This is a genomic window from Paenibacillus segetis (genome assembly GCF_014639155.1).
Classification (GTDB): domain Bacteria; phylum Bacillota; class Bacilli; order Paenibacillales; family Paenibacillaceae; genus Fontibacillus; species Fontibacillus segetis.
In genome coordinates, this window is the sequence record NZ_BMFT01000001.1 from 1,283,980 (window position 1) to 1,307,955 (window position 23,976).

General features: G+C 39.3%; 32 protein-coding genes and 3 pseudogenes. 23 read left to right on the forward strand and 12 right to left on the reverse strand.

All coding sequences use genetic code 11. The features are described from left to right. Window positions 1-45: 45 nt before the first annotated feature. Window positions 46-1,122, forward strand: a complete 1,077-nt coding sequence (locus IEW05_RS05665; protein WP_188536652.1) for an AI-2E family transporter — start codon at window positions 46-48, stop codon at window positions 1,120-1,122. 69 nt (window positions 1,123-1,191) lie between these two features. Here the strand turns inward: IEW05_RS05665 and IEW05_RS05670 are convergent, their stop codons facing one another. Further along, window positions 1,192-1,713 (reverse strand): hypothetical protein, encoded by a 522-nt coding sequence (locus IEW05_RS05670; RefSeq protein ID WP_188536654.1) that lies wholly within the window; start codon window positions 1,711-1,713, stop codon window positions 1,192-1,194. 172 nt (window positions 1,714-1,885) lie between these two features. On the opposite strand from IEW05_RS05670, the gene IEW05_RS05675 reads away from it, so the two are divergent. Next, a complete protein-coding gene (locus IEW05_RS05675) occupies window positions 1,886-2,926 on the forward strand; it encodes an FUSC family protein (RefSeq protein ID WP_188536656.1) in 1,041 nt (346 codons plus the stop codon). A gap of 154 nt (window positions 2,927-3,080) precedes the next feature. Here IEW05_RS05675 and IEW05_RS05680 read toward each other — a convergent pair whose 3' ends face one another. Continuing rightward, window positions 3,081-4,811 carry a S41 family peptidase gene (locus IEW05_RS05680; protein WP_188536658.1) on the reverse strand — a complete coding sequence of 577 codons (1,731 nt, stop codon included), beginning with the start codon at window positions 4,809-4,811 and terminating at the stop codon, window positions 3,081-3,083. Between the two features lie 595 nt (window positions 4,812-5,406). Here IEW05_RS05680 and helD point away from each other — a divergent pair. The 4 genes from helD (at window position 5,407) to rpiA (ending at window position 10,705) form a co-directional block, all read left to right on the forward strand. Next, the gene (gene helD / locus IEW05_RS05685) at window positions 5,407-7,761 is read left to right on the forward strand and encodes an RNA polymerase recycling motor HelD (RefSeq protein WP_188536660.1); all 2,355 of its coding nucleotides are present in this window, start codon (window positions 5,407-5,409) and stop codon (window positions 7,759-7,761) included. 81 nt (window positions 7,762-7,842) lie between these two features. Further along, window positions 7,843-9,099, forward strand: a complete 1,257-nt coding sequence (bcbE, locus tag IEW05_RS05690; RefSeq protein ID WP_188536662.1) for a bacillibactin exporter BcbE — start codon at window positions 7,843-7,845, stop codon at window positions 9,097-9,099. Window positions 9,100-9,219: 120 nt separating this feature from the next. Next, complete coding sequence (locus IEW05_RS05695; protein ID WP_188536664.1) at window positions 9,220-9,903, forward strand: DsbA family protein; 684 nt, start codon at window positions 9,220-9,222, stop codon at window positions 9,901-9,903. 127 nt (window positions 9,904-10,030) lie between these two features. Next, window positions 10,031-10,705: a ribose-5-phosphate isomerase RpiA gene (gene rpiA, locus IEW05_RS05700; RefSeq protein ID WP_188536666.1), complete on the forward strand. Its 675-nt coding sequence runs from the start codon at window positions 10,031-10,033 to the stop codon at window positions 10,703-10,705. 56 nt (window positions 10,706-10,761) lie between these two features. On the opposite strand, the gene IEW05_RS05705 is transcribed toward rpiA, so the two are convergent. Next, window positions 10,762-11,121, reverse strand: a complete 360-nt coding sequence (locus IEW05_RS05705; RefSeq protein ID WP_188536668.1) for a hypothetical protein — start codon at window positions 11,119-11,121, stop codon at window positions 10,762-10,764. Between the two features lie 181 nt (window positions 11,122-11,302). Here IEW05_RS05705 and IEW05_RS05710 point away from each other — a divergent pair, with 181 nt between their 5' ends. Continuing rightward, window positions 11,303-11,731, forward strand: coding sequence for a GNAT family N-acetyltransferase (locus IEW05_RS05710; protein ID WP_229753271.1), 429 nt, complete (start codon window positions 11,303-11,305; stop codon window positions 11,729-11,731). Window positions 11,732-11,790: 59 nt separating this feature from the next. Here IEW05_RS05710 and IEW05_RS05715 read toward each other — a convergent pair whose 3' ends face one another. Then, complete coding sequence (locus tag IEW05_RS05715; protein ID WP_188536672.1) at window positions 11,791-12,465, reverse strand: tetratricopeptide repeat protein; 675 nt, start codon at window positions 12,463-12,465, stop codon at window positions 11,791-11,793. Window positions 12,466-12,608: 143 nt separating this feature from the next. Here IEW05_RS05715 and IEW05_RS05720 point away from each other — a divergent pair, with 143 nt between their 5' ends. The 4 genes from IEW05_RS05720 to IEW05_RS05735 all read left to right on the forward strand — a co-directional run bounded on the left by IEW05_RS05720 (window position 12,609) and on the right by IEW05_RS05735 (window position 15,181). Then, entirely contained in the window at window positions 12,609-13,205 is a 597-nt protein-coding gene (locus IEW05_RS05720; protein ID WP_188536674.1) for an HD domain-containing protein, read from the forward strand. A 75-nt stretch (window positions 13,206-13,280) separates the two neighbouring features. Further along, window positions 13,281-14,030 carry a 2,3-diphosphoglycerate-dependent phosphoglycerate mutase gene (gene gpmA / locus IEW05_RS05725; protein WP_188536675.1) on the forward strand — a complete coding sequence of 250 codons (750 nt, stop codon included), beginning with the start codon at window positions 13,281-13,283 and terminating at the stop codon, window positions 14,028-14,030. A gap of 66 nt (window positions 14,031-14,096) precedes the next feature. Further along, window positions 14,097-14,810: a glycoside hydrolase family 73 protein gene (locus IEW05_RS05730; RefSeq protein ID WP_229753272.1), complete on the forward strand. Its 714-nt coding sequence runs from the start codon at window positions 14,097-14,099 to the stop codon at window positions 14,808-14,810. Between the two features lie 191 nt (window positions 14,811-15,001). Next, window positions 15,002-15,181 (forward strand): hypothetical protein, encoded by a 180-nt coding sequence (locus IEW05_RS05735; RefSeq protein ID WP_188536679.1) that lies wholly within the window; start codon window positions 15,002-15,004, stop codon window positions 15,179-15,181. Here IEW05_RS05735 and IEW05_RS05740 read toward each other — a convergent pair. Then, complete coding sequence (locus IEW05_RS05740; RefSeq protein ID WP_188536681.1) at window positions 15,178-15,357, reverse strand: aspartyl-phosphate phosphatase Spo0E family protein; 180 nt, start codon at window positions 15,355-15,357, stop codon at window positions 15,178-15,180. The genes IEW05_RS05735 and IEW05_RS05740 overlap by 4 nt on opposite strands. A gap of 257 nt (window positions 15,358-15,614) precedes the next feature. On the opposite strand from IEW05_RS05740, the gene IEW05_RS05745 reads away from it, so the two are divergent. Continuing rightward, the gene (locus IEW05_RS05745) at window positions 15,615-16,496 is read left to right on the forward strand and encodes a GNAT family N-acetyltransferase (RefSeq protein ID WP_188540741.1); all 882 of its coding nucleotides are present in this window, start codon (window positions 15,615-15,617) and stop codon (window positions 16,494-16,496) included. A 61-nt stretch (window positions 16,497-16,557) separates the two neighbouring features. Here the strand turns inward: IEW05_RS05745 and IEW05_RS05750 are convergent, their stop codons facing one another. The 5 genes from IEW05_RS05750 to IEW05_RS05770 all read right to left on the reverse strand — a co-directional run bounded on the left by IEW05_RS05750 (window position 16,558) and on the right by IEW05_RS05770 (window position 19,157). After that, window positions 16,558-16,854, reverse strand: a complete 297-nt coding sequence (locus IEW05_RS05750) for a phosphatidylinositol kinase (RefSeq protein WP_188536683.1) — start codon at window positions 16,852-16,854, stop codon at window positions 16,558-16,560. 172 nt (window positions 16,855-17,026) lie between these two features. Next, window positions 17,027-17,245, reverse strand: a complete 219-nt coding sequence (locus IEW05_RS05755) for a hypothetical protein (protein WP_188536685.1) — start codon at window positions 17,243-17,245, stop codon at window positions 17,027-17,029. A 191-nt stretch (window positions 17,246-17,436) separates the two neighbouring features. Then, window positions 17,437-17,916 (reverse strand): ferritin-like domain-containing protein, encoded by a 480-nt coding sequence (locus IEW05_RS05760; protein WP_188536687.1) that lies wholly within the window; start codon window positions 17,914-17,916, stop codon window positions 17,437-17,439. Between the two features lie 145 nt (window positions 17,917-18,061). Next, on the reverse strand, window positions 18,062-18,214 hold the full coding sequence (locus IEW05_RS05765; protein ID WP_188536689.1) for a hypothetical protein: 153 nt from the start codon (window positions 18,212-18,214) through the stop codon (window positions 18,062-18,064). A gap of 91 nt (window positions 18,215-18,305) precedes the next feature. Further along, a complete protein-coding gene (locus tag IEW05_RS05770) occupies window positions 18,306-19,157 on the reverse strand; it encodes an aldo/keto reductase (RefSeq protein ID WP_188536691.1) in 852 nt (283 codons plus the stop codon). Window positions 19,158-19,179: 22 nt separating this feature from the next. Between IEW05_RS05770 and IEW05_RS25725 the strand changes: the two genes are divergently transcribed. Together IEW05_RS25725 and IEW05_RS05775 are read left to right on the forward strand one after the other, a co-directional pair. After that, window positions 19,180-19,470: an AraC family transcriptional regulator gene (locus tag IEW05_RS25725; RefSeq protein ID WP_229753273.1), complete on the forward strand. Its 291-nt coding sequence runs from the start codon at window positions 19,180-19,182 to the stop codon at window positions 19,468-19,470. Next, window positions 19,455-19,757, forward strand: a complete 303-nt coding sequence (locus IEW05_RS05775) for a hypothetical protein (protein ID WP_188536693.1) — start codon at window positions 19,455-19,457, stop codon at window positions 19,755-19,757. The genes IEW05_RS25725 and IEW05_RS05775 overlap by 16 nt, the downstream gene beginning before the upstream one ends. A 52-nt stretch (window positions 19,758-19,809) precedes the next feature. On the opposite strand, the gene IEW05_RS05780 is transcribed toward IEW05_RS05775, so the two are convergent. Continuing rightward, a complete protein-coding gene (locus IEW05_RS05780) occupies window positions 19,810-20,085 on the reverse strand; it encodes a DUF2642 domain-containing protein (protein WP_188540742.1) in 276 nt (91 codons plus the stop codon). Between the two features lie 126 nt (window positions 20,086-20,211). On the opposite strand from IEW05_RS05780, the gene IEW05_RS05785 reads away from it, so the two are divergent. The 8 genes and pseudogenes from IEW05_RS05785 (at window position 20,212) to IEW05_RS05820 (ending at window position 22,897) form a co-directional block, all read left to right on the forward strand. Further along, on the forward strand, window positions 20,212-20,589 hold the full coding sequence (locus IEW05_RS05785) for a nucleoside triphosphate pyrophosphohydrolase family protein (protein ID WP_188536695.1): 378 nt from the start codon (window positions 20,212-20,214) through the stop codon (window positions 20,587-20,589). A 119-nt stretch (window positions 20,590-20,708) separates the two neighbouring features. Further along, a pseudogene (locus IEW05_RS05790) lies at window positions 20,709-20,915 on the forward strand (terminase large subunit); the annotation flags it as partial. 115 nt (window positions 20,916-21,030) lie between these two features. Continuing rightward, window positions 21,031-21,318, forward strand: coding sequence for a hypothetical protein (locus IEW05_RS05795; RefSeq protein WP_229753274.1), 288 nt, complete (start codon window positions 21,031-21,033; stop codon window positions 21,316-21,318). A 186-nt stretch (window positions 21,319-21,504) separates the two neighbouring features. After that, window positions 21,505-21,690 (forward strand): hypothetical protein, encoded by a 186-nt coding sequence (locus IEW05_RS05800; RefSeq protein ID WP_188536697.1) that lies wholly within the window; start codon window positions 21,505-21,507, stop codon window positions 21,688-21,690. 67 nt (window positions 21,691-21,757) lie between these two features. After that, window positions 21,758-22,003, forward strand: coding sequence for a hemolysin XhlA family protein (locus IEW05_RS05805; protein ID WP_188536698.1), 246 nt, complete (start codon window positions 21,758-21,760; stop codon window positions 22,001-22,003). Window positions 22,004-22,005: 2 nt separating this feature from the next. Continuing rightward, a pseudogene (locus tag IEW05_RS05810) lies at window positions 22,006-22,388 on the forward strand (M15 family metallopeptidase); the annotation flags it as partial. Between the two features lie 120 nt (window positions 22,389-22,508). Further along, entirely contained in the window at window positions 22,509-22,673 is a 165-nt protein-coding gene (locus IEW05_RS05815) for a hypothetical protein (protein WP_188536700.1), read from the forward strand. 2 nt (window positions 22,674-22,675) lie between these two features. Further along, window positions 22,676-22,897, forward strand: a complete 222-nt coding sequence (locus IEW05_RS05820; RefSeq protein WP_188536702.1) for a phage holin — start codon at window positions 22,676-22,678, stop codon at window positions 22,895-22,897. Between the two features lie 153 nt (window positions 22,898-23,050). On the opposite strand, the pseudogene IEW05_RS25990 reads toward IEW05_RS05820, so the two are convergent. Continuing rightward, window positions 23,051-23,128, reverse strand: a pseudogene (locus IEW05_RS25990) (YjcZ family sporulation protein); the annotation flags it as partial. Between the two features lie 439 nt (window positions 23,129-23,567). On the opposite strand from IEW05_RS25990, the gene IEW05_RS05830 reads away from it, so the two are divergent. Then, window positions 23,568-23,942, forward strand: coding sequence for a hypothetical protein (locus IEW05_RS05830; RefSeq protein ID WP_194434093.1), 375 nt, complete (start codon window positions 23,568-23,570; stop codon window positions 23,940-23,942). Window positions 23,943-23,976: the final 34 nt, after the last annotated feature.

Sequence of the window (23,976 nt, forward strand, 5' to 3'; positions counted from 1 at the left end):
TACATTGGATTGTTTAGTCTATCATAGGGGAGCAGGATGCTTATAATGGGTTTTTTCAGAGAGCTTTCTCAAATTGCAGGATTCCGTAGGATTCTTGCCTTATTATTTGTGGTTTTTGTGCTATATTTTTCGCGTAGTATGCTCGATATGATTCTTATTACGTTCATTCTGACTTATCTGATTAATCGGCTTCATAATTTCATCAGTCGGAATGTGCAAAAAGTTGTACGAATTAATAGGAGAATCACCATTTTATTGATTTATGTATTGATTATTACCTTGATTGTGACGACTGTTTGCAATTATCTACCGGTATTTATCGCTGAACTTAATGATCTGGTCAATCAAGTACTATCATTTTATGCGCATCCTCCTGAGAATCTCCCAGATAATATTCTGCTAAATTTCTTAGTCGATTCGATGAAAGAAATTGATCTATCTGCTTATATTGGTAGTAGCGTTGATTTCTTGATTAAGACGGCATCTGATATTGGCAAGTGGAGTTTGAATTTGTTTGTTTCGATTGTTCTGAGTTTGTTCTTCTTACTTGAGAAAGAAAAGGTGACTAATTTTACCGCAAAATTCAAACAGAGCCGCGTAGCCTTCTTGTTTGAAGAGTTAGAGTACTTCGGTAAAAAATTTGTACTTTCTTTCGGAAAAGTAATCGAAGTACAATTTCTGATTGCGCTAATTAATGCTATATTATCAACCATATTCCTCTGGATTTTTGGTTTTCCAAATCTGATTGCACTTGGAATTATGATCTTCCTATTAGGTCTCATTCCTGTAATGGGTGTGATTATCTCATTGATTCCATTATGTGCAATCGCATTTAAAATTGGTGGACTAGTCAAAATTATCTACGTGTTAGTGATGATTGCTGTTATTCATGCTTTTGAAACTTATTTCTTGAATCCTAAGTTTATGTCTAATAAGACGCATATGCCTATTTTCTTCACATTCCTTGTGTTGCTTGTGTCGGAGCATTTCTTCGGCGTATGGGGATTAATTGTAGGTGTACCTGTGTTCATGTTCTTACTTGACATTCTCGATGTTCCAGTTGGATTACATCCTCCAATTCCGTTACCTGGTGCTCCAAAACAGGAAACTGAAGGGGAATAAGAATACTTTAAAATAGCAGGTCAAGGATAACAACCTTGGCCTGCTATTTTTATTATTAAACCTCAAACTTCATTCTGAAACATTTAACTGAATGGTATTGTTACGATATTCGGAGACAGGGTGCCCAGATTGAGTATTCTTCCATGTTCGGTTAATTACTCTTTTTAGTCGCTCTGGCAGACCTGCTTTGATCTTATCTGCTTGTTCTTTATTTAATTTACCCGTGGTTACGGCTTGATCGACATGCTGAAAAGCCTTTTCAGTCAGTTTCTTTAAATACTCAGCTTCGCTCCATCCCTTTTTAGCTTGAACGACTTGTAGCAAGGTTTTTCCCTGCTTTAATTGTTCAATAAGGGATCTAGGTTGAATACCTATAAGGGTCGCTGTATCTGTAATAATAGGTCCACCTTGAAGGTGCCCCTTATGATGGGAACGATGTCCCTGTCCGCCATGTTCCATGTTAGGTGTTCCTGACGGTGATGGAGACTGCTGGGGTTCCGCATAGATGACGTTTGTAGCTGTAACTCCTCCTGAAGCCAAAATGGCTACAGATAAGGTGCTTTTGAAGATCATACTTTTAAGCTTTTTCATTAGACATTTGTCACCCCTTCGTTTAAAATTATTGGGTCTTGCATATCTTTAGTGTTGACAAGTACTACGGCATAATAAACTAAATGTGCTGAAAATGGTTGGTTATACCTTAAAATTAGGGTATTAATTTAGATGATAATATAGGGATAAAGCCTGAAAAGGAGGGATAGATATGACATTTGGTGCAAGAATGTTAAAAACAGGACTAGCGGTAACCTTAGCACTTTACGTTGTTTATTGGATTAATTTACCTTCTCCCGTTATCGCTGCAGTTGCCGCTATTTTTGCCATGCAGCCATCTATCTATCGATCTTGGCGTTACTTAAGAGATCAGCTTCAGTCGATAACGTTCGGTGCGATCTTGGCGGTGCTTGGAGGGATGCTGTTATCCAATAGTCCTATCGCTGTTGGACTTGTATGTATTCTGGTTATCATGATATGTCTTAAATTGAAAATGGGCGAAACGATCGGGATTACTCTTGTAACTGTGGTAGCGGTTATGGAAGCTTCAGGTCAATGGGAGTTTGCACTTCATCGTTTTGTGCTCAGTTTAATTGGCATCTTATCTGCGTTTATAATTAACATTATTGTTTATCCACCGAAACCCAAGGTACAATATGAAGTTCAAATTGGGCAAACATTTGATCATTTGTCTTTGCTATTACGGACAGCTATTTCTGATGAGATTAAGGCAACGATCTACCGAAGTGAGAAGAGATCTCTAGAAGAAGCGATTAATTCACTAAGTGATAAATATAAGCTGATGGATGAAGATCAGAAGAAATTAAAGACACCTAAATTCAGTGAAGCTCGCCAGCTCGTTGTATATAAGCAGATGTTGAAGACGCTTCGTAAAGGCTATGAAGTACTTGATGCAGTGGAGGAGCATTATTTTCAAGCGGTTCGTTCCCCAGAGATTAATCATGAATTCGATCTACATTTAGAGAAGCTTACGAAGTTTCATGAGCATATTTTATTGAAGTTTAACGATAAGCTGAAACCAAATTTTCTAGAGGGAATGCAGTTTGAACAGGAGAACGATGCATTTATGCGCCAAATGCTCGATCGTTATGCGATCCAGCGAGAAGGGGTATTGCGCTTGTCGATTGTTTCAGCTGAAATGTATGAATATGGGCACCAGTTGGAAAGGCTAAACCGACTAGCGGATCATTCTACAGGTGCACCTACGGACAAGGGCTCTGATGATAAATAATCATGACCACCCGCATAGGGTGGTTTTTTTATTTTGTGCGTTTTACACGCCCAACTTAAGGCCTAAAGAAAAAAGTCGCCAATTTAGGCGACTTTTACTTTAATATAGGATTTTTTGTTAAAAAAAACTGGGTCATAAATGAAATGAGATCTTCTTATTTGCCCTGGCTGGATTCATGGATCAAATCAATTGCTTTTTGAAGAACCTCGTCTCGATTTTCTTTAATTCCTTGTATCGTAGGCTTCACTGTAATATCAGGGATAATTCCGATCCGCTGGGTTTCCGAACCGTCCGGATAATAGATGCCAGTCCCTGAAATCGCAGTAGTAAGGCCACCAGGCAGTTTAATTATAGACATATCGCCGTCAGCCCCAGCTGTCGTGCTTCCGATCACTGTGGCATCAGGAGCAGTTTTTAGGGCCATCGTCGTGAATTCCGCCAGACTCTGCGTTAATTCATTGACCAGAATGACGACTTTCCCTTTAAAATACTCCGGGTTGCTCTTCCCTGTCGGCAGTGTTACCATAAGAAATTGGCCTGGTTCCAGGGTATTCGCCATGGATATAGCCGTAAAATCAGTACTTTGGGGAAGTAAAAGCGCCGATAAGGAGTGCACGGTAAATTCTTTAGGGTAGCATCTTAAGTCAATAATCAATCCTTTAGAATTACTGATTTTTTTGGATATTTCCGGAATATTTTCATTCATCAGGTTTCCTAAATAAATATAGGAAATTTCAGGGTCGATCTGACTATAGTAATCTTGCTTGTTAAATGGATTAAATGGATCATAAGCTGCCACATCAAGTTGGGAAGGCGAATACATCTTAAGCTTAGATTCCTTAGCTTTACCGTCTCTTTCAAAATCAATAGTCAGGTGCGAATCATTTGTACGTAATAATTTGCCGGAGATATCCCTCAATTGAGTCGAAAAGTTTGAAGCTGGAATGTATTTTAATTTTTCTTTTACAATTTTGCTCACAGGCTTCTTATTGATTTTTGTAATAACATCTCCAATTTTCAGTCCGGTATCTTTCCCTAATACCTCATTGTAATAACTAGTAACAACCAGTTTGTCTTCTACAAAAGACACCACTAAAGGCGAATAATTCTCGCCCCAATAACGATTGATGGTCGGGTTCTTCTCCCAAAGACCTGCATGGCTATCATGGATTCTGGCTATGATCTCCAACGTCGTCAGCTTATACTCCTGCTCATTGGACGCCTTAACAAACTTAGGTATAAACTCCTTGAGAACGTTATCCCAGTCTTCTTCAATTAAATTTTTGTGAGGAAAATAATACTCAATAATATTCCAGTAGCGGTAAACAGACAATAAACGGTAACCAACTCCCGGGTAATTCATATCACTGAAGGCTTCTTCTGTAAATATCGGATTTCCAGCACCTTCATTTATGCTTATATATTGATTTTCACCTGTTCTTTTGGCGATTTTCAGATTCAGCAGCTTGGTTTCTAATTTATCTTCCAAGTTAAGCTTCGTAATCCAGTCCAAATCCGGCTTAACTTTAATTTCGTAAGGCTCAACCGGCTTGTTAGAGTCCGTTGCATAAGCTCCTAGGCTGTCAATCCAGTCAGAGAGAATCATGTCTCTTTTCTTTGGGGATTTCGCTTCAAGCACTTTTGGTAAAATGAGAAACAATTCATCATCCCAATTCCGATCCCCTTTGGCTACATTGGGATGATAGTATTTCAGATAGCCCCAAATTTTTCCTAGTACAAATAAATCATCGATGTTATCGTCAGAAAGCACCGTATTTGCTTTGAGATTTTTTTCGATTTTCGAGTTATCTTTAGCTGAGGTGAATCCTGTTAATGCTGTTATGATTAAAAGGCCTGTCAAAAGCCATATCCACATTTTTTTCATTTTTTCTTTCCCCCTCGTGATAAAAATAAAAAGCTCCTTTTATTGGTGGGTAATATTATCCAACTAAGTTGTGAAAATGTTCACTCTTAGTTTGCACCTTTATTAATTCCTGATTTATATCATTTTGAATATCTCCTTCCTCCTCGTGATAAAAATAAAAGCTCCTTTATTAGTTAGTAATATCATCCAACCATAAAGGAGCTCCATGATGTAGTTGTGAAAATGTTCACTCTGTCATTTCTAATTCATATTATAGTAAAATACGTATGTATATTCAATATAATTTGGAATAGAAGGAATATTATGATGAAGATTATCAAAGAATAGGATTTTCTCTAATATCATTCATTTAGAAATGTTTATTGGAAAGGAGTCAGAAGAAATCCCATCATTAGCACTTGTATGCTATTAGGATTCACTCTAGGAGGAGATATTCCTCCACTCGCATAGCGGTGTTTTTTTTGTTTTGTACGTTTCAAGCACTCAGCCGGTTTAATCCTAAATACAAGTCTCGTCAATTTTGACGGGGCTTTACTTGTGGTAAGATAATGAATGTCAATAAAAAGGTTGGATCCAATCGGGGAGGGCGTTGTAATTGAGTAGTACAGATAAGGTTTGGTTGCAAGAGCAACAGCGAGTAGAGTATGTTGGGGACCAAATTGAATCTAGGATCTCTACATTGGAGCAAGAGGTAGGTATTGTTCGTGGTGATGTTGTTGAGATGCGGAAAGACTTCTGGGATGAAGTAACAGTTAACTTTAGCGAAGCTGATGATGTTGGTGAGACTTCAACAAGCTTGCGCCAACAGTCCCAAGTTTTATCGGAACGCGAGAGTAAGCACTTACACTCTTCAAGCGCGTTAATCAAGATGAAACGACTTCGTCAGTCACCTTATTTCGGCAGAATCGACTTTGCTGAGGAAGGAGCTGATGTGGAAAATATTTATCTTGGTATTGCTTCACTTCTAGAAGAAGGAGACGAAGAGTTCCTCATCTACGACTGGCGGGCTCCTATTTCTAATTTGTATTACGATAGTGTTCCTGGCGAAGTTTCATACGAAACTCCTTCTGGTACGATACAAGGCAAACTGTCGCTTAAGCGTCAATTTGTGATACAGGGTCGTCAGATCAAGGTGATGTTTGATACGGGTATGACGATCGGTGATGAGTTATTACAGCAAGTACTAAGTCGTAGTTCAGACGCGCAAATGCGTAGCATTGTAGCTACAATTCAGAGGGAGCAAAATCGCATTATTCGCGATGATCGCCATCGAATGCTGATCGTGCAAGGTACAGCTGGTAGTGGAAAAACCTCCGCTGCGCTACAACGTGTAGCTTATTTGCTCTACAAGCATCGGGAGGATCTGAGAGCCGATCAAATGATTCTGTTCTCTCCGAATCCCATGTTTAATAGCTATGTCTCGACAGTTCTTCCAGAACTGGGTGAAGAGAATATGCGCCAAACCACATTCCAAGAATATCTTGAACATCGTCTCGGGCGGGAGTTTCAGCTTGAGGATCCTTTTATGCAAATTGAATATGTATTATCCGGGGAAGAAGATGAAGGATATGCTTCAAGGATCAACGGTATCCGTTATAAATCTTCGTCTGTTTATTTAGAAGCCATCAATCGTTATAAGGAATTACTTGAGAACAAGGAAATGAAGTTCAAGCCACTGCGGTTTCAAGGGAAAGAATTCGTGAGTTCAGAACTCATCAGGGAGAAATTTTATTCATTTGACCCAGCGATTCGACTAGCCAATCGTTGTGAACTGTTGAAAGAGTGGCTACTGAAAGAGCTGGCAAACTTCGCGAAAGGTGAGCTGGGGGAACCTTGGGTTGAAGAGCAAATTCAGCTTCTTGATACGGATGAATATCAAAAGGCTTATCGTCGAATGCGGCGTAAGCAACAAGGTAAAGACCCTTCCTTTGGTGATTTCGAGCAAGAGCGAGATATTCTCGGAAAAATGATTGTTAGCGATCGATTAAAGCCGCTTCGTAAGTGGGTAAAGGCTCTACGATTCGTGGATATCACAAAGCTATACGCTCAGATGTTCCGTGATCACGATTTGATGTCGGAGATCAGTTTAGGTAAATTACCAGAAGATTGGCAAGAAATCAGCAAACTTACCTTGCAAAAGCTTAGGGAAGGTGAGTTGTTCTATGAGGATGTTACCCCTTTTCTTTATTTGAAGGAGCTCATTTTAGGTTTCCGCTCAAATACTGAAATCCGTCACGTGATCATAGACGAAGCCCAGGACTACTCACCATTTCAGTTGTTTTTCCTAAAAAGGTTATTCCCACGTGCTCGTATGACGACACTAGGAGATCTCAACCAGGCGATCTATGCGCATGCGTCAGTACTTCAACAATCTAATGTTCTTATTGACTTGTATGGTGAGGAGGAGAGTGAATTAATTACTCTGTTCCAAAGCTATCGATCGACACGTGAGATCGTTGAATTTACCCGGGGAATGATTCCTGGAGGTGAGTCGATTGTTCCATTTAATCGTGATGGTGAGAAGCCAGAAGTCCGAAAGGTATCAGATAAAGAAATGCTGAACCATCGCATACGTGATGATATAGAATCTCTTCGTGCTGACGGGTATGAGACCATTGCAGTGATTTGTAAGACTGCGGAGGAAAGTTTGGAAACCTATGAAGCTCTTTCTCTAAACTTACCTGTCAAACTGATCAAAAAAACGACGCTTTCGTTCGAAAAAGGAATTCACATCATTCCGGCATATTTAGCTAAAGGTGTGGAATTTGACGCTGTAATCATTTATGATGGCTCCGATTTGAAGTACACTCGGGAAGCTGAGCGGAAGCTATTCTATACCGCATGCACTAGGGCAATGCATTTACTGCATATATATTCTCTTGGTGAACCTAGTCGATTCATTAGAGAAGCTGACCCTTCGACGTATATCAATGTTAAGATGTCTGAATAAATTTAAAAGAGAATATTTTAACGTTTTTCAACCACACTAACGGGTATCTAATGTGTAATCGTTAGGGAAGGAGGTTGAAAGATGGATAGTAAGAAAGGCGATTTGTTTGCTCTCGCATCCATTCCGCTGATTATGACTTTGGGGAACTCGATGTTGATTCCGATTCTGCCGCAAATTTCTCGCGAGCTACACATCTCTTCATTTCAGGTCAGTATGCTGATTACGGTATATGCCTTGGTTGCTATTCTGCTCATTCCTGTAGCGGGGTATCTTTCGGATAAATTTGGTCGCAGGATTATTATCATTCCCAGCTTGATTATCGCGGGAATAGGCGGAGCTGTATCGGGAGCAGCTTCATGGATGGCTGATGGAATGATGGTGTATTGGATTATTTTGGCGGGGAGATTTCTACAGGGGATCGGGGCTGCGGGGGCTTTTCCTATCGTGATACCGCTTGTAGGTGATATGTTTGATGACGACGAACAAGTGAGTAAAAATCTAGGAATCATTGAGACGTCGAATACATTTGGTAAGGTATTAAGCCCGATTTTAGGAGCATTGCTTGGGGCATGGGTCTGGTACGTTCCTTTCCTTGCCATCCCAGTGCTCTGTTTAATTTCATTATTGCTTGTACTATTCTTAGTTAAAGAGCCGAAAAAGAAAGCAAAGGAACAAGAAAAAAACTTGCCTCAGTTTATGAAGTCCGTAAAAAGTGTATTTAAGGAGAAGGGCCGTTGGCTCTATGCCATTTTTGCCATTGGTTGTATCTGCATGTTTTTACTCTTTGGAGTATTGTTCTATTTATCTGATCAACTCGAAATTAAACATAATCTGAAGGGGGTTATCAAAGGGCTGGTTCTGGCTATTCCATTAGCCGCTCTTTGCTTAACTTCTTATTTTACAGGAAAAAAGATTGGTAAGAACAAAAATTTAATGAAATGGTGCGGTGTGGTTGGACTAGTTATGTCAACGGCCGCCTTGTTTGGAATTGGGTTCTTCAACAATATCTATTTTGTGATCACCTGCCTCATTGTTTGTGGTGCGGGGATTGGTATTGTGCTACCGAGTTCGGATGCCCTAATTACTGAAGGGATCGAGAAGGAGCTTCGTGGTACCATTACCTCGATTTACAGTAGTATGCGGTTTATAGGTGTGTCATTAGGGCCACCCATCATGTCTCTCTTAATACCTTCGGGACATATGACGATGTTCTTTGTTTTTGCAGGGGTTTCTTTGGTGGCGGTTATTTTGTTACTGCTTATGGTAAAGCCAGAGTCTGGAAAAGACGGAGGTCATCGGGCCAAAGCTCCTCAACCCAAACCATTACACCAAGGATAGTATAAATTCACAATATTATCAAAATATGGATTGGAAATGGCGGGGTTTCATCTAGTAAAAAATCTCTTTAACCCGTATAATCATACAATTAGATCTTGTATGTATTGAGGGGGAGAGTTTGTGAGGAATAAAAAATGGGGTCCCTTTTTATTGTTGGGAGCGGTTGTAATTGTTATGCTGCTCATTGGATTCCTGCTAGTGAATAAGTCTACAAATGACAAAGAGAAAGCGGAAGTAAATTCTCCAGTGAATACTTTAAATGAACAGAGATTAATAGGATTTGAACCTGCGAAACAACCCTTTATCGGTGACCCTAAAGCTCCTATTGTGATCGTAGAATTTGCTGATTACAAATGTCCTTATTGCAAACAATGGACAGAAGAGGTAGTCCCCGAACTAAAGAAGGAATACTTAGATACAGGCAAAGCAGTTCTATATTATGTAGATCTTCCTTTCCTTGCCCCGGATTCCACGCTTGCTGCCCTTGCTGGAGAGACCTTATATCAGCAGAGTCAGGAATATTTCTGGACTTATTACAAAGCGATGATGAAAAATCAAGGTGATCATGCTGAGACTTGGGCTACCAAGGAGTTTATTATGAATTTGGTGCAGAGCAATCTTCCCAGTGTTGATATGAAGCAGTTTGAGAAAGAGTTGGACAGCCAAAAATATATCGAAAATGTGAATAATGACATCCAGATCGCTAATGATTCCAAGGTTGAAGGAACGCCTACGGTATTTGTGAACGGGGTATCGGTAGAGGATGTCTCATTTGCAGGAATAAAGGCCTTTATTGAGAAGTAATGATGATCAGCGCAGCATACCGGGGTCAAGGGTGTGCTGTTCTTTTTTAACGTATTTTTTGATATGATAATCATGGATTGCCTCGTAAAAAGAACAACTGATGTAATACGTATAGGAGGAGTACTACATGAACGCAAAACAAGCGGCGGGATACCGTGCTGCTGAATGGGTAAAAGATGGAATGACAATTGGTCTAGGGACAGGCTCTACTGCTTACTATGCGATTGAGAAGATTGGAGAAATGGTAAGTCAAGGACTTCGTATTCGTGCCATTGCTACTTCGAATGCTTCGGAAGAGCTTGCTAAGAAATATAACATACCGCTCATTACCGCAGCGGAAGTGGATCATTTGGATCTGGCCATTGATGGTGCAGATGAGGTTGATCCGGAAATGGCATTGATTAAAGGTGGAGGTGGAGCTTTGCTTCGTGAGAAGCTGGTTGCCATCCATAGCGATAAGTTTATTGTCATAGCGGATAGTGGTAAGAAGGTTTCTAGTCTAGGACAATTTAAACTTCCTATTGAAATCGTGCCTTTTACCTATGAATGGACACTCAAATTATTGGAAAGTAAATATGATGTTCCATTTGAATTAAGAAAAAATGGTGATGAGCTTTATGTAACGGATAATGGTAATTTCATTGTGGATGCTGCTTTTGGAGTGATTGAATCACCGGCGACACTTGCTGAAGAACTTAAGGCGTTAACTGGGGTTGTGGAGCATGGTCTATTCGTGGGAATTACGGATACGGTAATTATCGGTTATGAAGATGGACGTACAGAACTCATTGAGAAAAAATAAGTTAAACAGTACGTTGAGGATATCTCAGCGTACTGTTTTTTTTATGTGGAGTTGTTCTATTCCTCGAACCACAATTCTTCTAGACTAAAATAGTCATTCTTAATTTGACGTGAAATAGAGATCCTTTCCAGTTTAAGCTCCCACATTTGTTCTAATAATTGTTGTTTATGATCTTCGTCGCTTGTTTCGCGAATGGACATATATAATTCCAGCATCGTGGAATTGATTTGATCAAAACGTTCCCAAAGCTCTTCATTAGTACCGGATGGTTCTATAGAATCCTCCGGTGAAATTAGTTTACTCAAGATCTCTACAATGTCTTCTTGCCAAGCTGTATCACCCATTTGTTTGGCATAGTTCAACAAGTCTAGATAATCGTTAATTTTCTCGGAATGGTTGTGAAGTGTTTGATTCATAATCTCATCACCTTTATTTTTTATCCTTGTATACCGATTATTATAATCGGGATTAAATAAAAAGCAAGAGATTTTTATCGAATAAGTGGAGTTTAATGTACTTTTATGATAAAGTGTCATGCGAACGTATTGAATTAAAGAGTTACCTAAAGTTGAAAGGAGTGATAAATTGCTAACACTTGTGACTTCAAAAGTTGATGCATCGCCAGTTAAAGAGCTTCTGGAATCCGCAGTATTCTCTGATCCAGAAGCATTGGAACAAGCGATCAAACTATATAGTTCGAACGGAGAGTATGAGCTGTATGCGTATGTTGATGAGGATGAGTATGTTGGTCTTATCGGTGGACGTATGAATAGCGACCATCAGTTAGAAATTATTCATCTTGCTGTTCGTCCAGAAGATCGGATGAAAGGATATGGACGAGGCTTAATTGTTGAAATGATCCTACAGAAGCAACCAACGTCAGTCTTTACGGTTACGGATGAAGAGGGAGCCGAGTTCTTCCGCAATGTGGGATTTCAAGTTATGGGATTCGAATCTAATGAGGGTGGCTTAGAACAATTCCGCTGTTTTTATGAGGTTGATGATGAAGAAGAAGCAGAAGAATAATCAACGAAATGAATAAAAAATACCGTCAATTTCCTCAATAGGGGTTGACGGTATTTTTATTATAAAGTTGAACGTTTGAAGAAACTACGTAGAGCCCACTTGCGCTCGTGACGTTTCTTGTATTTTGGTAGGGTACGGTAGATGGCGATCGATTCATCGAATGCACGCTTTGCTTCGACTTTCTGACCAAGCGATTGGTACAGTACACCGAGCAAATAAAATGCTTCACTGGAAGAGGATTGAATTTCCCCGAATCTAGCAGCGTAATGTAATGCTTTCTGAGGATCAATCGTTCGATAAGCAGAGGCGAGATGGACATAAGGCTGACCGTATCTGACACGTTCATTTAAATGAAGCGCGCGTAGGATATATTCCTCACCTTCTTCGATTCGTCCTAAGCCTAGAACGGCGGTTCCAAGATCGTTCCAATACTCGGCTGACGATTCTGAGGAAGATTGAACCTCCTGTAAGAGATCATAGGCTTCAGAAAATTTACGTCTTTCAAGTAGTAATCGTGCAAGTTCACGTTTGGAAGAGACATCAAAATGATTCACAGATATCTGCTGACGTAGTCGTGAGATGTTTCGGGAACGACGAAATGGCTTAGAGATGCTGGGAAATATGCCGATAAAGCGTCGATCAATGAAATACACAATTACGAGTAGGATAAGTAGTGCAAGCAAGGGGCTACCTGTTAGCCAGGATAAAAAAACTAGGATCATGAACTTACTCATTTTATCCTCCACTTTTCATTAATATTAATCATTATAACACAGCAAAAATGACTAGAGTATATATCGGATGGGAGCACTTTTGAACCGAAGCAACAAATGTGGTATTTTCGAATAAATAGAAATGACCTAGGAGAGAATCCATTATGAATGAATCAATTCGTTTACATCAACAAATTGAATTTATACGAGAAATCGATAAGCTTAAAGCTGTCTTACGTCAATCCCTGCTCATGGATGCTTCGAGGCAAGAAAATGATGCTGAGCATACTTGGCACCTAGCTGTCATGGCAATGATTATGCTGGAATATGCAGCAGAACCTCGTCCAGATCTGACAAAAGTGATTAAAATGTTGCTTATTCATGACATTGTTGAAATTGATGCAGGCGATACGTTTGCGTATGACGAGGCAGGGCATAATGATAAGTTTCAACGAGAGCAACTGGCGGCTAATCGCATTTTTGGACTGCTTCCAAGTGATCAAGGAGATGAGCTGATGTCGCTTTGGCTGGAATTTGAAGCAGGGGAGACTATGGAGTCGCGATATGCGGCCACGATTGATCGCCTGCAACCATTGTTACACAATTACTATACGTGCGGAGCATCTTGGCGTAAACATGGTGTCAGAAGCTCTCAGGTGCTGAAACGGATAACCCAAATGGCCATCCCTGCACCAGCACTGCATGATTACGCTGTATGGCTTGTTGGTGATGCTGTTGCAAAAGGATATTTAGCGGAGTAGGATCGCTTATGAGGGTGTAATTTCGTGCAATTTAGGGTGCATACAAATAAACGTAGTAGAAGGGAATGATCTTGAATGTATAAATTAGTGCTTGTAAGACATGGAGAAAGCGAATGGAACAAATCGAATCTTTTTACCGGCTGGACAGATGTTGATTTGTCTGAAAAAGGCGTTGAAGAAGCAATGGCAGCAGGTAAGCTGCTTAAAGAGGAGAATTTAGTGTTTGATGTTGCTTATACTTCTTACTTGAGACGTGCGATCAAAACATTACATTACATCCTTGATACTATGAATTTATTATGGATTCCTACCTATAAGACATGGCAACTTAATGAACGTCATTATGGTGCGCTACAAGGATTAAGTAAGCTGACTACTGCACAGAAATATGGTGATGAACAAGTTAGACTGTGGCGTAGAAGTTACGATGTATTGCCTCCGGCACTAACGAAGGACGATGAACGATATCCTCGCAATGAAGATAAGTACCGAGATGTTCCTGATCAGTTGATTCCGCTAGCTGAGAGCCTTAAGGAAACGGTTGTCCGAGTACAGGATTATTGGGAGAAGGAGATCGCTCCTCAGATCATGAATGGCAAGCATGTCATTATTTCAGCTCACGGTAATAGTTTGAGAGCCTTGATTAAATACTTGGACAATTTGAGCAATGAGGAGATTATTGATCTTAATATTCCAACCGGAATTCCTTTGGTATATACCTTAGACGAACAACTACATCCTATTGAGAAATATTATCTTGGTAGTGAGGAACATATCCAGCACAAATTAGAGCAAGTAGCTCATCCCGATACCATTATGGAATAAAAAATAGGGCAAGATGTACAAACCCTCATTCTCGCATTTTCATTTCTTATAATGGAGGTGATGAGAATGAATAGCGATGCGTTTATCGCCAAACTAGCACCATCCGCTGTTAGCCAATGGCTGGATAGCGGCATTTCTGCAGCCTTAACCATCGCTCAAGGCGCTTTGGAATCCAATTGGGGCGCCAGCGGTCTGACCGTGAAGGGAAATAATCTGTTTGGTATTAAAGGTAAAGGTTCTGCAGGGAGTATCATCATGCCTACTACCGAATATGTGGCGGGGAAGCCGATAAAAGTAAACGCTGCTTTCTGCAAGTATACGTCTTGGGATGAATCTGTAGCAGATCATACTCGATTTTTAAAAGGTAAGCGTTATGCCAATCTTTTAGGAAAAAGTGGTAAAGAAGCAGCAAAGGTGGTTGCAGCCGCTGGCTATGCTACCGATCCTAGCTATGCTAATAAGCTGATTGCTCTGATGGACAGGTATAATCTCTATCAATATGATGAGGAGAGAGGAGATGAGCCTATGACGGCAGATGAGAAGAGGCAGTTCCAAGCTTTACAAGATTTAGTGAAGAATCAATCTGATCGGATCGCGCAATTAGAGAAGAGTAATGACATGAGCTTACCGGATTGGGCGAAAGATGCTGTTACGGCAGCCGTGAATTTCGACACAAAAAACCCGATTATTAACACACCGAATAGAGAAAGTCTCCCTTTTTACCGTTTGGTTACGGTTTTATATCGCTTGGGACTCTTCAATAAACCAAAAGCGAGCTAAACTCTATTTTTTAATCATATTTTCATATTAGTGTAATCTAATTTTAATATTAAGAGTCTATTATTGAGTTACCCCCTTTTGAATATATTTGAGAATACCTTGTCGTGATAGACAAGGTATTTTGTTGTTCTAAGAAGAATATAATAATTGGGACAAATATAAGTAGTAAATTGAAGTGAGGTGTTAGCTGTATGAGCGAGGATAATAAAAGGATTCAGCAGCTTGAAGAGCGGATAGCTGCCTTGGAAGCGAACTCCAAGCAGCACAAAAAGCAGGATGATACCGTTCGGACCATTCTTTATGTTGTGTTAGGTTTCTTTGCTGTTATGTTTATTATCGGAATTATACAGTTCATATCTGGCGGCCACTAACTAGGATCATTCTTGGATTTGATCTGCATTAGCCGATAATACTCATTTAGGACCGCGTCTAACATTTGACTGGCAATAATAACTTCAGGATCAGTGAAATTTTTGTTTTGGTGTAAATCATTTAATTGTTGACGTAATTGTTCAATTTGGATGAGTAATTGCTTGAGTTGATCCATTTTTGCTACCTCCTTACGGGTTGTTTGAAGTATTCCCGTAGAGAGATAAAAATATGATTATTAGACCCTGTGTTTACATTCGCTTATTCTGATGGATGCTTTTAGGTAAAAAATGATAATAGTTTTATTTTACATATAGGAATGATGATATTAATGCTACGATAAATGGAAAAGACGATTTGAAAAGGGGATTTTATTTGAATAAATCAATTGACCAGTTACATGAACAACAAATCCGTAATTTTCAACAAGAGGATATGCCCTTACTTGGTGAATTATACAACGCAGTAACCTCAAGGGAAAACGCGGTATTTTGGTGGGTTGGTGATCAAGATAACTGGGTTAATGTATATTGTGCATCTGAGAATGGCAAAATGGTGGCTAAAGGGCAAGTTAGTATTATTAATATTGTTCCACCTGGTCGTTCTACCGACAGCAAGCATTCAATCTATGTTAATTTAAAAACGATTCCCGAAAGAGAATATGACTTTATCTTGATGGAACAAGTCTATCAATATCTTTATTCGCGTGCTTTGCATTTAAAAGAGTCTTTATCAAAGGATTATGAAACCATACTTTGTGTGGGGAATAATTTATCAGAGATTGCCAACAATCAATATTTCAATAATGAAAAGGGTTTCCAACATTTGAACAGCCTGTATACAATGGAACGCAATTTAAGTGATCTGATCCCAACGCTACAATTGAGTGAAGATCTTCATTTGATGAACTGGAAGATGCAAACTCCTAGTGAAGAACAAGAGTATTTGGAGCTAGATGCGGAGATTTGGCCAGATACACCACTAGGATTTGAAAGGTTGTCCGAGTATAAGGGAAATCCACTTTGGACAGCCATAGTTGTTCGTGAAGTCACTTCCTCTACGATTGTGGGCAGCTTAATGGTATGGCAGGAAGAAGATAACGGGGTTATTGAAGATGTATTTGTACGTGAACCCTGGAGACATCGTGGAGTTGCGAAATATATGCTTATAACCGCGTTGAATTATTTGAAGGATCATGAACAACAATCCGTTAGATTAATGGCTTTAACTACCAATGACTCCGCTTTATCATTGTATGAATCCGTTGGTTTTGTAAGGGTCAAAGAAGAAATAAGATATTTTACAGAGCTTAGATAGTAAATGCTAGGTTCTTGATAATACGGAGGAGGGATATGATTGTTCATATCCCTCCCCTTTGTTAGAAGAAAAATGGAAGCAAAAAGAGATCTCTAATTCCGAAAAAAGGGATACGGCGATGAAAAAATCGACGTCTTGGGAAAAATCCGGGGTGGAAACCAAATTGTCTATAAGTAGATTCCTGAGCAGGCATTCCAGTTAAGCGATCAATCATTTCATCACTTGGGATAGCAAGGGTAACATAATCTTGGTCTACGTGAGCGATAAACCCGTCATGCGCCTTACCATCTGTTGTTTGTATGCCAACGTACTTATTCATACAAGTCCAGCAAATCTGTTGATAATTATTAGGTTCCATCTCTTGATAACCTCCTAGGTAATTGTACTTAACACCAGTCTATGGATTTGAACCCATGACGCTCACGGCATTAGCCTATTTTTTTATTGCAGGGGCAATAAAGACAGATAAAAGCACTTGTGAAGGTAGCCTTCACAAGTGCTTTTTCAAAATTGAAATTGTATATTCAGAACTAAATTAAAGCTATGGCAAGCAACGTAAACAGACTTAACGTTAAAATCTCATTGCTCCCAAAAAATCCTGAAGTTAGTACTTCCCCTCTAGGATCAGTTCTTAAATAAACATTATTTCTGTCTACATTCGTGATAATTCCTTCATGCGTTTCACCTTGGATCGTCAAAATACGGACTCTTCTGTTCATACAACGTAAGCAGTTAAAATATGCCTCCACCTATACATTCCTCCTTTTCTTATTAATTTATGGAGAAATGGATTAAGGGTAACGGCTAAGTTACCTGGGGTATATTTAATGGTTGTTGGTCTGTGGAGTATACATAGATTCCGCCTAAAGCTTTTTGTAACAAAAAAAAGGATGAATGGCTTATTTGAGTAATATAAGCTTTTCATCCAGTCCATCATGATCTATTTAGAGAGGACACTATTTAGAGTGAATAGGTAATTATATTTACTTGAATGTTTCAACTCATCTAGAATAATCTCAAAGAGAGCGTCTCTATATGGTCCAACAGGTAGACCTTTCCAAATTTCTCTATACTTCTCGACTGCAGATAACTCACCGAATAAAGCCTTCTGAATTCCTTCTAAATAGGAGGAAGGTTTAATGAATTCTTCATTGCTGATACCTGTTACTTCTCGTCCGGTTAATGAACGATAGATGTCCCGAAACATGACATTGTGTTTCCTTTCATCATCTCTTATTGAGATGATGATGTTCTGTTGATCAACAGTAGGTGCCATCCGGATTAATTCATCATAAAACAGTTCATCGTTCTTCTCACCTTGGACGGATTGATTAATGAGGAATAAAGAATTCTGATAATTAATTTGCTGATTGTGAGTATCCGAACGTCCCCCATAATATAGTGGATAGTAACTAAACATAGGTAGCCTCCATTAATAATTGATACTATACTTTATGTATAACTGCCTATATGGTTACACAAAAAAAGGACCCTCTTAAGCGGAGAGCCCTCATGGGAAAAGAGTAACTTATTATAGATACATATTTGAACGTCAAAACAAATTGTTAACAAGGGAAGTCCTGAGTATTCTGATCGGGCTGAATAATTGGAGTGTTTTGAGTATTGCGATTTCTGCGACGCTTTTTATGATTACAAGTAACAATCAATTTTTGACCAGGATGTAGCTTTACAAATATCACTTTATTTTTAGCAGCCATTTTGATCACCACCTTTTTATACAATCTATGATCATTTCAAAAGGAGTGATTGGACGGGCTAATAAGAGATTTATCTCTGTGATTTTTCTGGTTAGATATCTAGTTTCCTAGTACCAATCCATTTCACCATTTCAGGGTCCTGATGTGAAAAGAAGAGGCTTTGTTTCGTATCTAATGCAGTAATCGACTCTACATCCTCTTGGCTTAATTCAAAGTCAAAGATATTGAAGTTTTCGATTATTCTTTCCTTACGAACAGACTTTGGAATCACAACGATTTCTCTTTGTGTCATCGACCGTAAAACTACCTGGGCAACGGATTTATTATACTTTTCAGCAATAGCTACCAACAACTCATTTTCGAACAAGTTATTTTTTCCTTCAGCAAAAGGCGCCCATGACTCTATCTGAACACTGTTCTCTTTCATGAATTTTGCGCTTTCGATTTGCTGGTTGAAAGGGTGTGTTTCTACCTGGTTTACGGTAGGGATTACCTCATTATGAATAATCAAATCAATCAGACGATCCGCTTGAAAATTACTTACGCCAATTGCCCGGACCTTACCTTCACGATATAGTTCCTCCATAGCGCGCCATGAGCCATACACATCACCAAATGGCTGATGAATTAAATACAAATCCAAATATTCAAGCTGCAATCTGTTCAGTGATTTTTCAAATGCATTCTTAGTGCGTTCATAACCAGTATCCTGAACCCAAAGTTTCGTAGTGATAAATAATTCCTCTCTTGCTACACCACTTCGTTTAATTGCTCTGCCAACTGCTTCTTCGTTTAAATAAGAGGCGGCAGTATCAATCAGGCGATAACCTGCCATAATAGCGTCATAAACACTTTGTTCACATTCATTTGTATCTTGAATCTGATAAACACCAAAACCGAGTATAGGCATTTCAACACCATTGTTCAAAACTACTTTTTGCATGATATAACCCTCCAGTAATTAAATGAGTATATTTAAAAATTCTCGCCCCTATTCACTTCCTAATTATGCACCAGGTGACAAAGGGGGCGTTATCCTATTCGTATCAGATGTTTGCCTAATCCTCTCACTACTACTTATCTATCGAACGAAAATGGACAATAATCTGACTATAAAGAATGACGGAATGAGAGGATCAATTCCGTCCTTATTTTTCATGCGTGATTCGAATGCTTCCGTACCAAGATATGGAGTTTATAAACCTTCCTTATGTATGGTGGTTCAAGAGGCGATGGAGGTATGGCTGGCGGATTAGAAAACAGACACGTGCCTGTAATATCTGAAGCAAACCATCGTGCCTATCTCCTATCAGAATATGACCGCCTAACAAGCGAGATAGAAAGTAATCAAGTTGTCATTCAAGAATGGGTGGAAGAGAATGAACGACTTACTAAAGTTCTGGGATGGTATGCAGACAAGGATAATTACGATCCAGTACATCTAGACACATTTGGATATATCCCAATAGACAAGGACGAGGGAAAACGTGCTATGGCTGCCTTATCCCATATAGAGAGGATAACAAACCTTAGTCAAATATGATGGCGAAAAAAATAAAAAAAGAGCTGCATACACAGCTCCTTTGATTCATGAATTATTCTGGCATGATCCAAACGATCTCGGCGATACGGACAAAAAAATTCTTATTTCTTTGTTCAAGAACTACATGGTCTTGTTTGACTTCAAGTACACATCCGTCGATTCTACCACGTGTAGTTTCCAAGATAACAACTTTTCCGATTAGGCACATTAAAGCATCAACAACGCAATGATCTACTGGATTGACCACGATAGATTGGGGCATTTGATGCATATGAGGTTTGTAGGGCATGTTGGGCGTGTAAGGCATGTTAGCCATGTTATGCATCATTGGATAATTATTCAAAAAATTACCTCCCAAATATTTTATACGGCATTATACGCAGATGCCTATAAATTGACTGGGCGAATACCTAAAAACCGAAAATTCCAATAACAGAGGGGAAGGTAAAAGGATATGAAAACAATTAACGAGTTAGTACATGAGGCGCACAGTAACGCAGTTTCAAAGGGAAGGTGGGAAGAGCATCGGACTTTCGGGGAATTAATCGCTCTTATGCATTCGGAGCTTTCGGAGGCTTTGGAAGACTTCAGGAATAATGAACCAATCACGATAAACTGGTACGAGAAGAAAGAGGATGGAAGGGTTAGAACAGAAGTGATTCAGATTGACGATACATGGAAACCTTGCGGCATCCCCTCAGAGCTTGCAGATGTAGTTATAAGAGTCTTTGACGCTTGCGGAAGATACGGGATTGATCTGGAAGAGGCAATTCAGGAAAAGATGGCATACAACGCTACAAGGCCGCAGCGACACGGTGGAAAAAAGATTTGAGGGGAGAGGTATAAGGGATGACAGAGAGACTACACGAAACAACGGTTGAAGAGTATTGGATTAAGGCTGATAAGGCCCGTGGTTTGGAAGCAAGGTAACAGAAGTACGTAAATGAATATATCGCTCTTTATCGAGAGGGCAAAGTTAAATTTAACGAAGAACGAGAACTATTAATCGAATACCTGGAACGAGATGTATTGTCTCGGGACGATCTTTATTTCGATAACGAAATGATTGAGAACTGTATCAAGTTTGGTGAAAAGTGGTATTCCCCACTCCAACCATTCCAGAAGTTCTTGATTGCTTTCGTTTTTTTATTTTTCAAAGACACTTGATGCCAAGTCGCTAGGTTTCTCACCTTTACAACAAGAAGATATTTTGTTATATTAGCCACATGAAGCACATGTGGCACATTAGTCTGATGTGAAGGGGTGGGTATTTATGGCAACATCTGCAAGAGTACAAGTAATAAATGAGGTAGCCTATGATCCTAATGCAGTAGGGAATAGTTGGGTTCTGTGCTTACAGTGGTGTAGGTATATTTATGATGATGGGACCATGGAAATGGGTTTTAGATTCATTTGGAGAAGAGACGATGGGTCGCTGCAAGCTGCTCGTGGACAGGCAAGGATTCCCGATTTGGAAATGGTGTCTGTATTAATGGAACGAGCTAAGCAACTTGGCTGGGGGCATAACTCTAGTTCTGAAGATAAGGTTGATAATCGTTAATTGAGCATAGGGTACAACTAATGTTGTACCTATTTTTATGCACTTTCGGACCATTATAAGCAACACGAACAACGCTAAATAGGCGTATTTTTTATAGAACGGGGTTCGACATAAAAACCTCCTTTCCTTCTTTAATACTTGAGATATTTAAGTTGTTAAAGATTTTAAAGGATAGGAGGGGATTTAATGTTTGAAGGTGTAAAGTTATTTGCTGCAGTAATAGAACATCCAGAAAATATTAAGATGTTTGCGTTCGTTTATATTACGTCAGTAATTATATTCAAAGATATAAAAGCTGTCACAAAAGTAATAACTACAATAGCTATGTCTTACTCTATTGTATACACAGTAGCTAATTTGTTATTCGGTTAGTAAAAACAGAATAAAGGACAAGCCCTCGGACATCCGGGGGCTATTTATATTGAACAGGGGTAGAGAGATGTCGGATCCGCAATTAGCAACGCTGCAACGAGTAACAAGAGTTGAGACAAAAGTAGATAACATTGAGGAAAAGTTGGATAACGCCATTAACGGGCGAGAGCTTGCGGTAGAGGTGCTAACGTCATCTAAGGCGGCACATGATCGTCTAGACAAGATCGATAAAGTTAATTTCTGGCTTGTAACTACTGTGATCAGTGCTGTTATATTGGCGGTCATAAAGCTCGCTATGGAAGGAAGGGGATAGGTGTGAGGTATGACGCACGGAACAGAACGAATCTGGACAAGTTAGCACCTAATACCCTTAAAGCTGCCTATGCATGGTATGAGTACTGTATCCGAAACGGGATTGAGATCCTTATCTACGAGACTATTCGTACGCTAGAAACTCAAAAACTCTATCTAGCAAATGGGAGAAGTAAGACGCTGCGCAGCTACCACATTGTAGGGCAAGCACTGGACTTTGTGCCCGTACTTGTTACAGGGGCTACTGACTTAACGGGTACGGTGCGGCGGACGTTAAGAGAGCTATAACTGAGGCTAAACGCTTGGACTTCGAGTGGGGTGGGGATTGGTCAGGTAGCTGGGATAAACCGCATTTGCAATACAATTACAAAGGCTATGGCACTGATATTAAACTTGATATTCCAAAAGGAGATGAAGAGATGTCACCAGCAGAAAAAGAAGTTTTCACGGCCTTACAAAACACGTTCTAGGAACAAGCAAAGCAGATTGCGGCGTTAGAGAAGAGATTGAACATTTCAGGCAAAGAAACATATGCAAGCGGCTATGTGGATGCTGTCACAGCAGCACAGGCAGCCGGGGCAATTACCACATTCGCAGATAAATCAAAACTCGAATTAAATACTATTCAAATGCTTTATAATCTCGGGCTATTTAAGAAAGGGGATAAATAATCATGAATAAACAAAGGTGGCGTAACTATGCACTATGGGTGAGTATTGTGTCTCAGGGATTGCTTTTAATCCAACTTGTCGGACTTATTACAGGGGCATTCGATTTAACCGAGGTAATGAAGCAGGAACTATTGACTATTGTAGATGTGGCTCTTGGGTTATTGGCTACTTTGGGGATCGTATCTAACCCAACAAAACCTAATAGCGGCGGTTATAACTTGTAAATTGCCTAGACATAAGAGCCCAATAACTCGGAGGCTCTTATGTCTATACTTTACATTATCCATATTAGGTGTTAAAACACTCAATCGGAATTAACAGCCACAACCAATAGCAGGACTAACAACAGGACTAACGAAACCACGCATACAACTACAAGCGACGATTACTAACAAGATAAACAATACAAGGATTGTACCTGTGCTTGTAAAAGCTCCACCAACAAGATCGGACATGAAAACACCTCCCTAATTTTGAAGGATATTTTAGTACTCGATATGTTATGCAGGCCTCTCTTCCTTTGTCTGGGTGATTGTAACTGGCTATTTCACTATAAAAATAATGCTTAGCCATGATTCAATCACAAGTAAAGCCCACTAACCATATAGGTTAGTGGACTTTCAAAAAGATATCCCTCCAGTTTTACGCTGGAGGGTATATGTCGAGTTGTCACCTTAGTATATGACCTTTATAAAATAATGGTGACAGGGTAAATAACTTTTCAAAAGATGCTCTTGTTACAGTATACGGTTGACACTCCACAAGTGTAATGAAGAGATAATTGGTATAGCCCTGAGAACTTAATTGTTCTTGGGGCTTTTATATTTGTCCTGAAAATGTCCTGTCATTGGCCCTTCATTTGATTATGGTGATATTAAACTCTAATTAATAAAAATGGATACTAAAAACATAGCTATTATGAGAGGGATTGTTGTTATGGGAGAAAGTATTTATATTGAACAAGATCGAGAAGGCTACCAGATAACTATTCAAGATATAACTTTTTTGGCAAACGCTACTCAAATTGTTGTAATAAAAAATATGTTTGGTGAGTTTGCTTTGCAGGTGAGACATGAGATTGAAAGTAAAAGTTCGAAGGAGTACAACCAATGCTATATAAGGTGGATTCAATTGCAAGGAGATGAGTTTATAGTAGGTTTTGGAGGAACATATTCAAATGGAAAATCAACAGAAGGGAAGATGGGTTTAACTCCACTTGGTGATTTAACTCGAAAATTAAGAGATGTAGTTCTATGTTCCTATGAATAAACTAATAACCCATGTATAATATAATTTGATATAT

What these genes read in the sequence shown, in the direction of transcription:
- IEW05_RS05715 (WP_188536672.1), bottom strand. Translation starts at nt 12,465, where the DNA reads ATGAGTAAGTTCATGATCCTAGTTTTTTTATCCTGGCTAACAGGTAGC.
- IEW05_RS05775 (WP_188536693.1), top strand. Translation starts at nt 19,455, where the DNA reads ATGGCTGGCGGATTAGAAAACAGACACGTGCCTGTAATATCTGAAGCA.
- bcbE (WP_188536662.1), top strand. Translation starts at nt 7,843, where the DNA reads ATGGATAGTAAGAAAGGCGATTTGTTTGCTCTCGCATCCATTCCGCTG.
- IEW05_RS05730 (WP_229753272.1), top strand. Translation starts at nt 14,097, where the DNA reads ATGAATAGCGATGCGTTTATCGCCAAACTAGCACCATCCGCTGTTAGC.
- IEW05_RS05735 (WP_188536679.1), top strand. Translation starts at nt 15,002, where the DNA reads ATGAGCGAGGATAATAAAAGGATTCAGCAGCTTGAAGAGCGGATAGCT.
- IEW05_RS05680 (WP_188536658.1), bottom strand. Translation starts at nt 4,811, where the DNA reads ATGAAAAAAATGTGGATATGGCTTTTGACAGGCCTTTTAATCATAACA.
- rpiA (WP_188536666.1), top strand. Translation starts at nt 10,031, where the DNA reads ATGAACGCAAAACAAGCGGCGGGATACCGTGCTGCTGAATGGGTAAAA.
- IEW05_RS05785 (WP_188536695.1), top strand. Translation starts at nt 20,212, where the DNA reads ATGAAAACAATTAACGAGTTAGTACATGAGGCGCACAGTAACGCAGTT.
- IEW05_RS05675 (WP_188536656.1), top strand. Translation starts at nt 1,886, where the DNA reads ATGACATTTGGTGCAAGAATGTTAAAAACAGGACTAGCGGTAACCTTA.
- IEW05_RS05805 (WP_188536698.1), top strand. Translation starts at nt 21,758, where the DNA reads ATGTCGGATCCGCAATTAGCAACGCTGCAACGAGTAACAAGAGTTGAG.
- IEW05_RS05770 (WP_188536691.1), bottom strand. Translation starts at nt 19,157, where the DNA reads ATGCAAAAAGTAGTTTTGAACAATGGTGTTGAAATGCCTATACTCGGT.
- IEW05_RS05745 (WP_188540741.1), top strand. Translation starts at nt 15,615, where the DNA reads ATGCCCTTACTTGGTGAATTATACAACGCAGTAACCTCAAGGGAAAAC.
- IEW05_RS05795 (WP_229753274.1), top strand. Translation starts at nt 21,031, where the DNA reads ATGGCAACATCTGCAAGAGTACAAGTAATAAATGAGGTAGCCTATGAT.
- IEW05_RS05830 (WP_194434093.1), top strand. Translation starts at nt 23,568, where the DNA reads ATGGATACTAAAAACATAGCTATTATGAGAGGGATTGTTGTTATGGGA.
- IEW05_RS05665 (WP_188536652.1), top strand. Translation starts at nt 46, where the DNA reads ATGGGTTTTTTCAGAGAGCTTTCTCAAATTGCAGGATTCCGTAGGATT.
- IEW05_RS05800 (WP_188536697.1), top strand. Translation starts at nt 21,505, where the DNA reads ATGTTTGAAGGTGTAAAGTTATTTGCTGCAGTAATAGAACATCCAGAA.
- IEW05_RS05765 (WP_188536689.1), bottom strand. Translation starts at nt 18,214, where the DNA reads ATGGCTGCTAAAAATAAAGTGATATTTGTAAAGCTACATCCTGGTCAA.
- IEW05_RS05720 (WP_188536674.1), top strand. Translation starts at nt 12,609, where the DNA reads ATGAATGAATCAATTCGTTTACATCAACAAATTGAATTTATACGAGAA.
- IEW05_RS05705 (WP_188536668.1), bottom strand. Translation starts at nt 11,121, where the DNA reads ATGAATCAAACACTTCACAACCATTCCGAGAAAATTAACGATTATCTA.
- IEW05_RS05760 (WP_188536687.1), bottom strand. Translation starts at nt 17,916, where the DNA reads ATGTTTAGTTACTATCCACTATATTATGGGGGACGTTCGGATACTCAC.
- IEW05_RS05780 (WP_188540742.1), bottom strand. Translation starts at nt 20,085, where the DNA reads ATGATGCATAACATGGCTAACATGCCTTACACGCCCAACATGCCCTAC.
- IEW05_RS25725 (WP_229753273.1), top strand. Translation starts at nt 19,180, where the DNA reads ATGAGTATATTTAAAAATTCTCGCCCCTATTCACTTCCTAATTATGCA.
- gpmA (WP_188536675.1), top strand. Translation starts at nt 13,281, where the DNA reads ATGTATAAATTAGTGCTTGTAAGACATGGAGAAAGCGAATGGAACAAA.
- IEW05_RS05740 (WP_188536681.1), bottom strand. Translation starts at nt 15,357, where the DNA reads ATGGATCAACTCAAGCAATTACTCATCCAAATTGAACAATTACGTCAA.
- IEW05_RS05820 (WP_188536702.1), top strand. Translation starts at nt 22,676, where the DNA reads ATGAATAAACAAAGGTGGCGTAACTATGCACTATGGGTGAGTATTGTG.
- IEW05_RS05670 (WP_188536654.1), bottom strand. Translation starts at nt 1,713, where the DNA reads ATGAAAAAGCTTAAAAGTATGATCTTCAAAAGCACCTTATCTGTAGCC.
- IEW05_RS05750 (WP_188536683.1), bottom strand. Translation starts at nt 16,854, where the DNA reads ATGGAACCTAATAATTATCAACAGATTTGCTGGACTTGTATGAATAAG.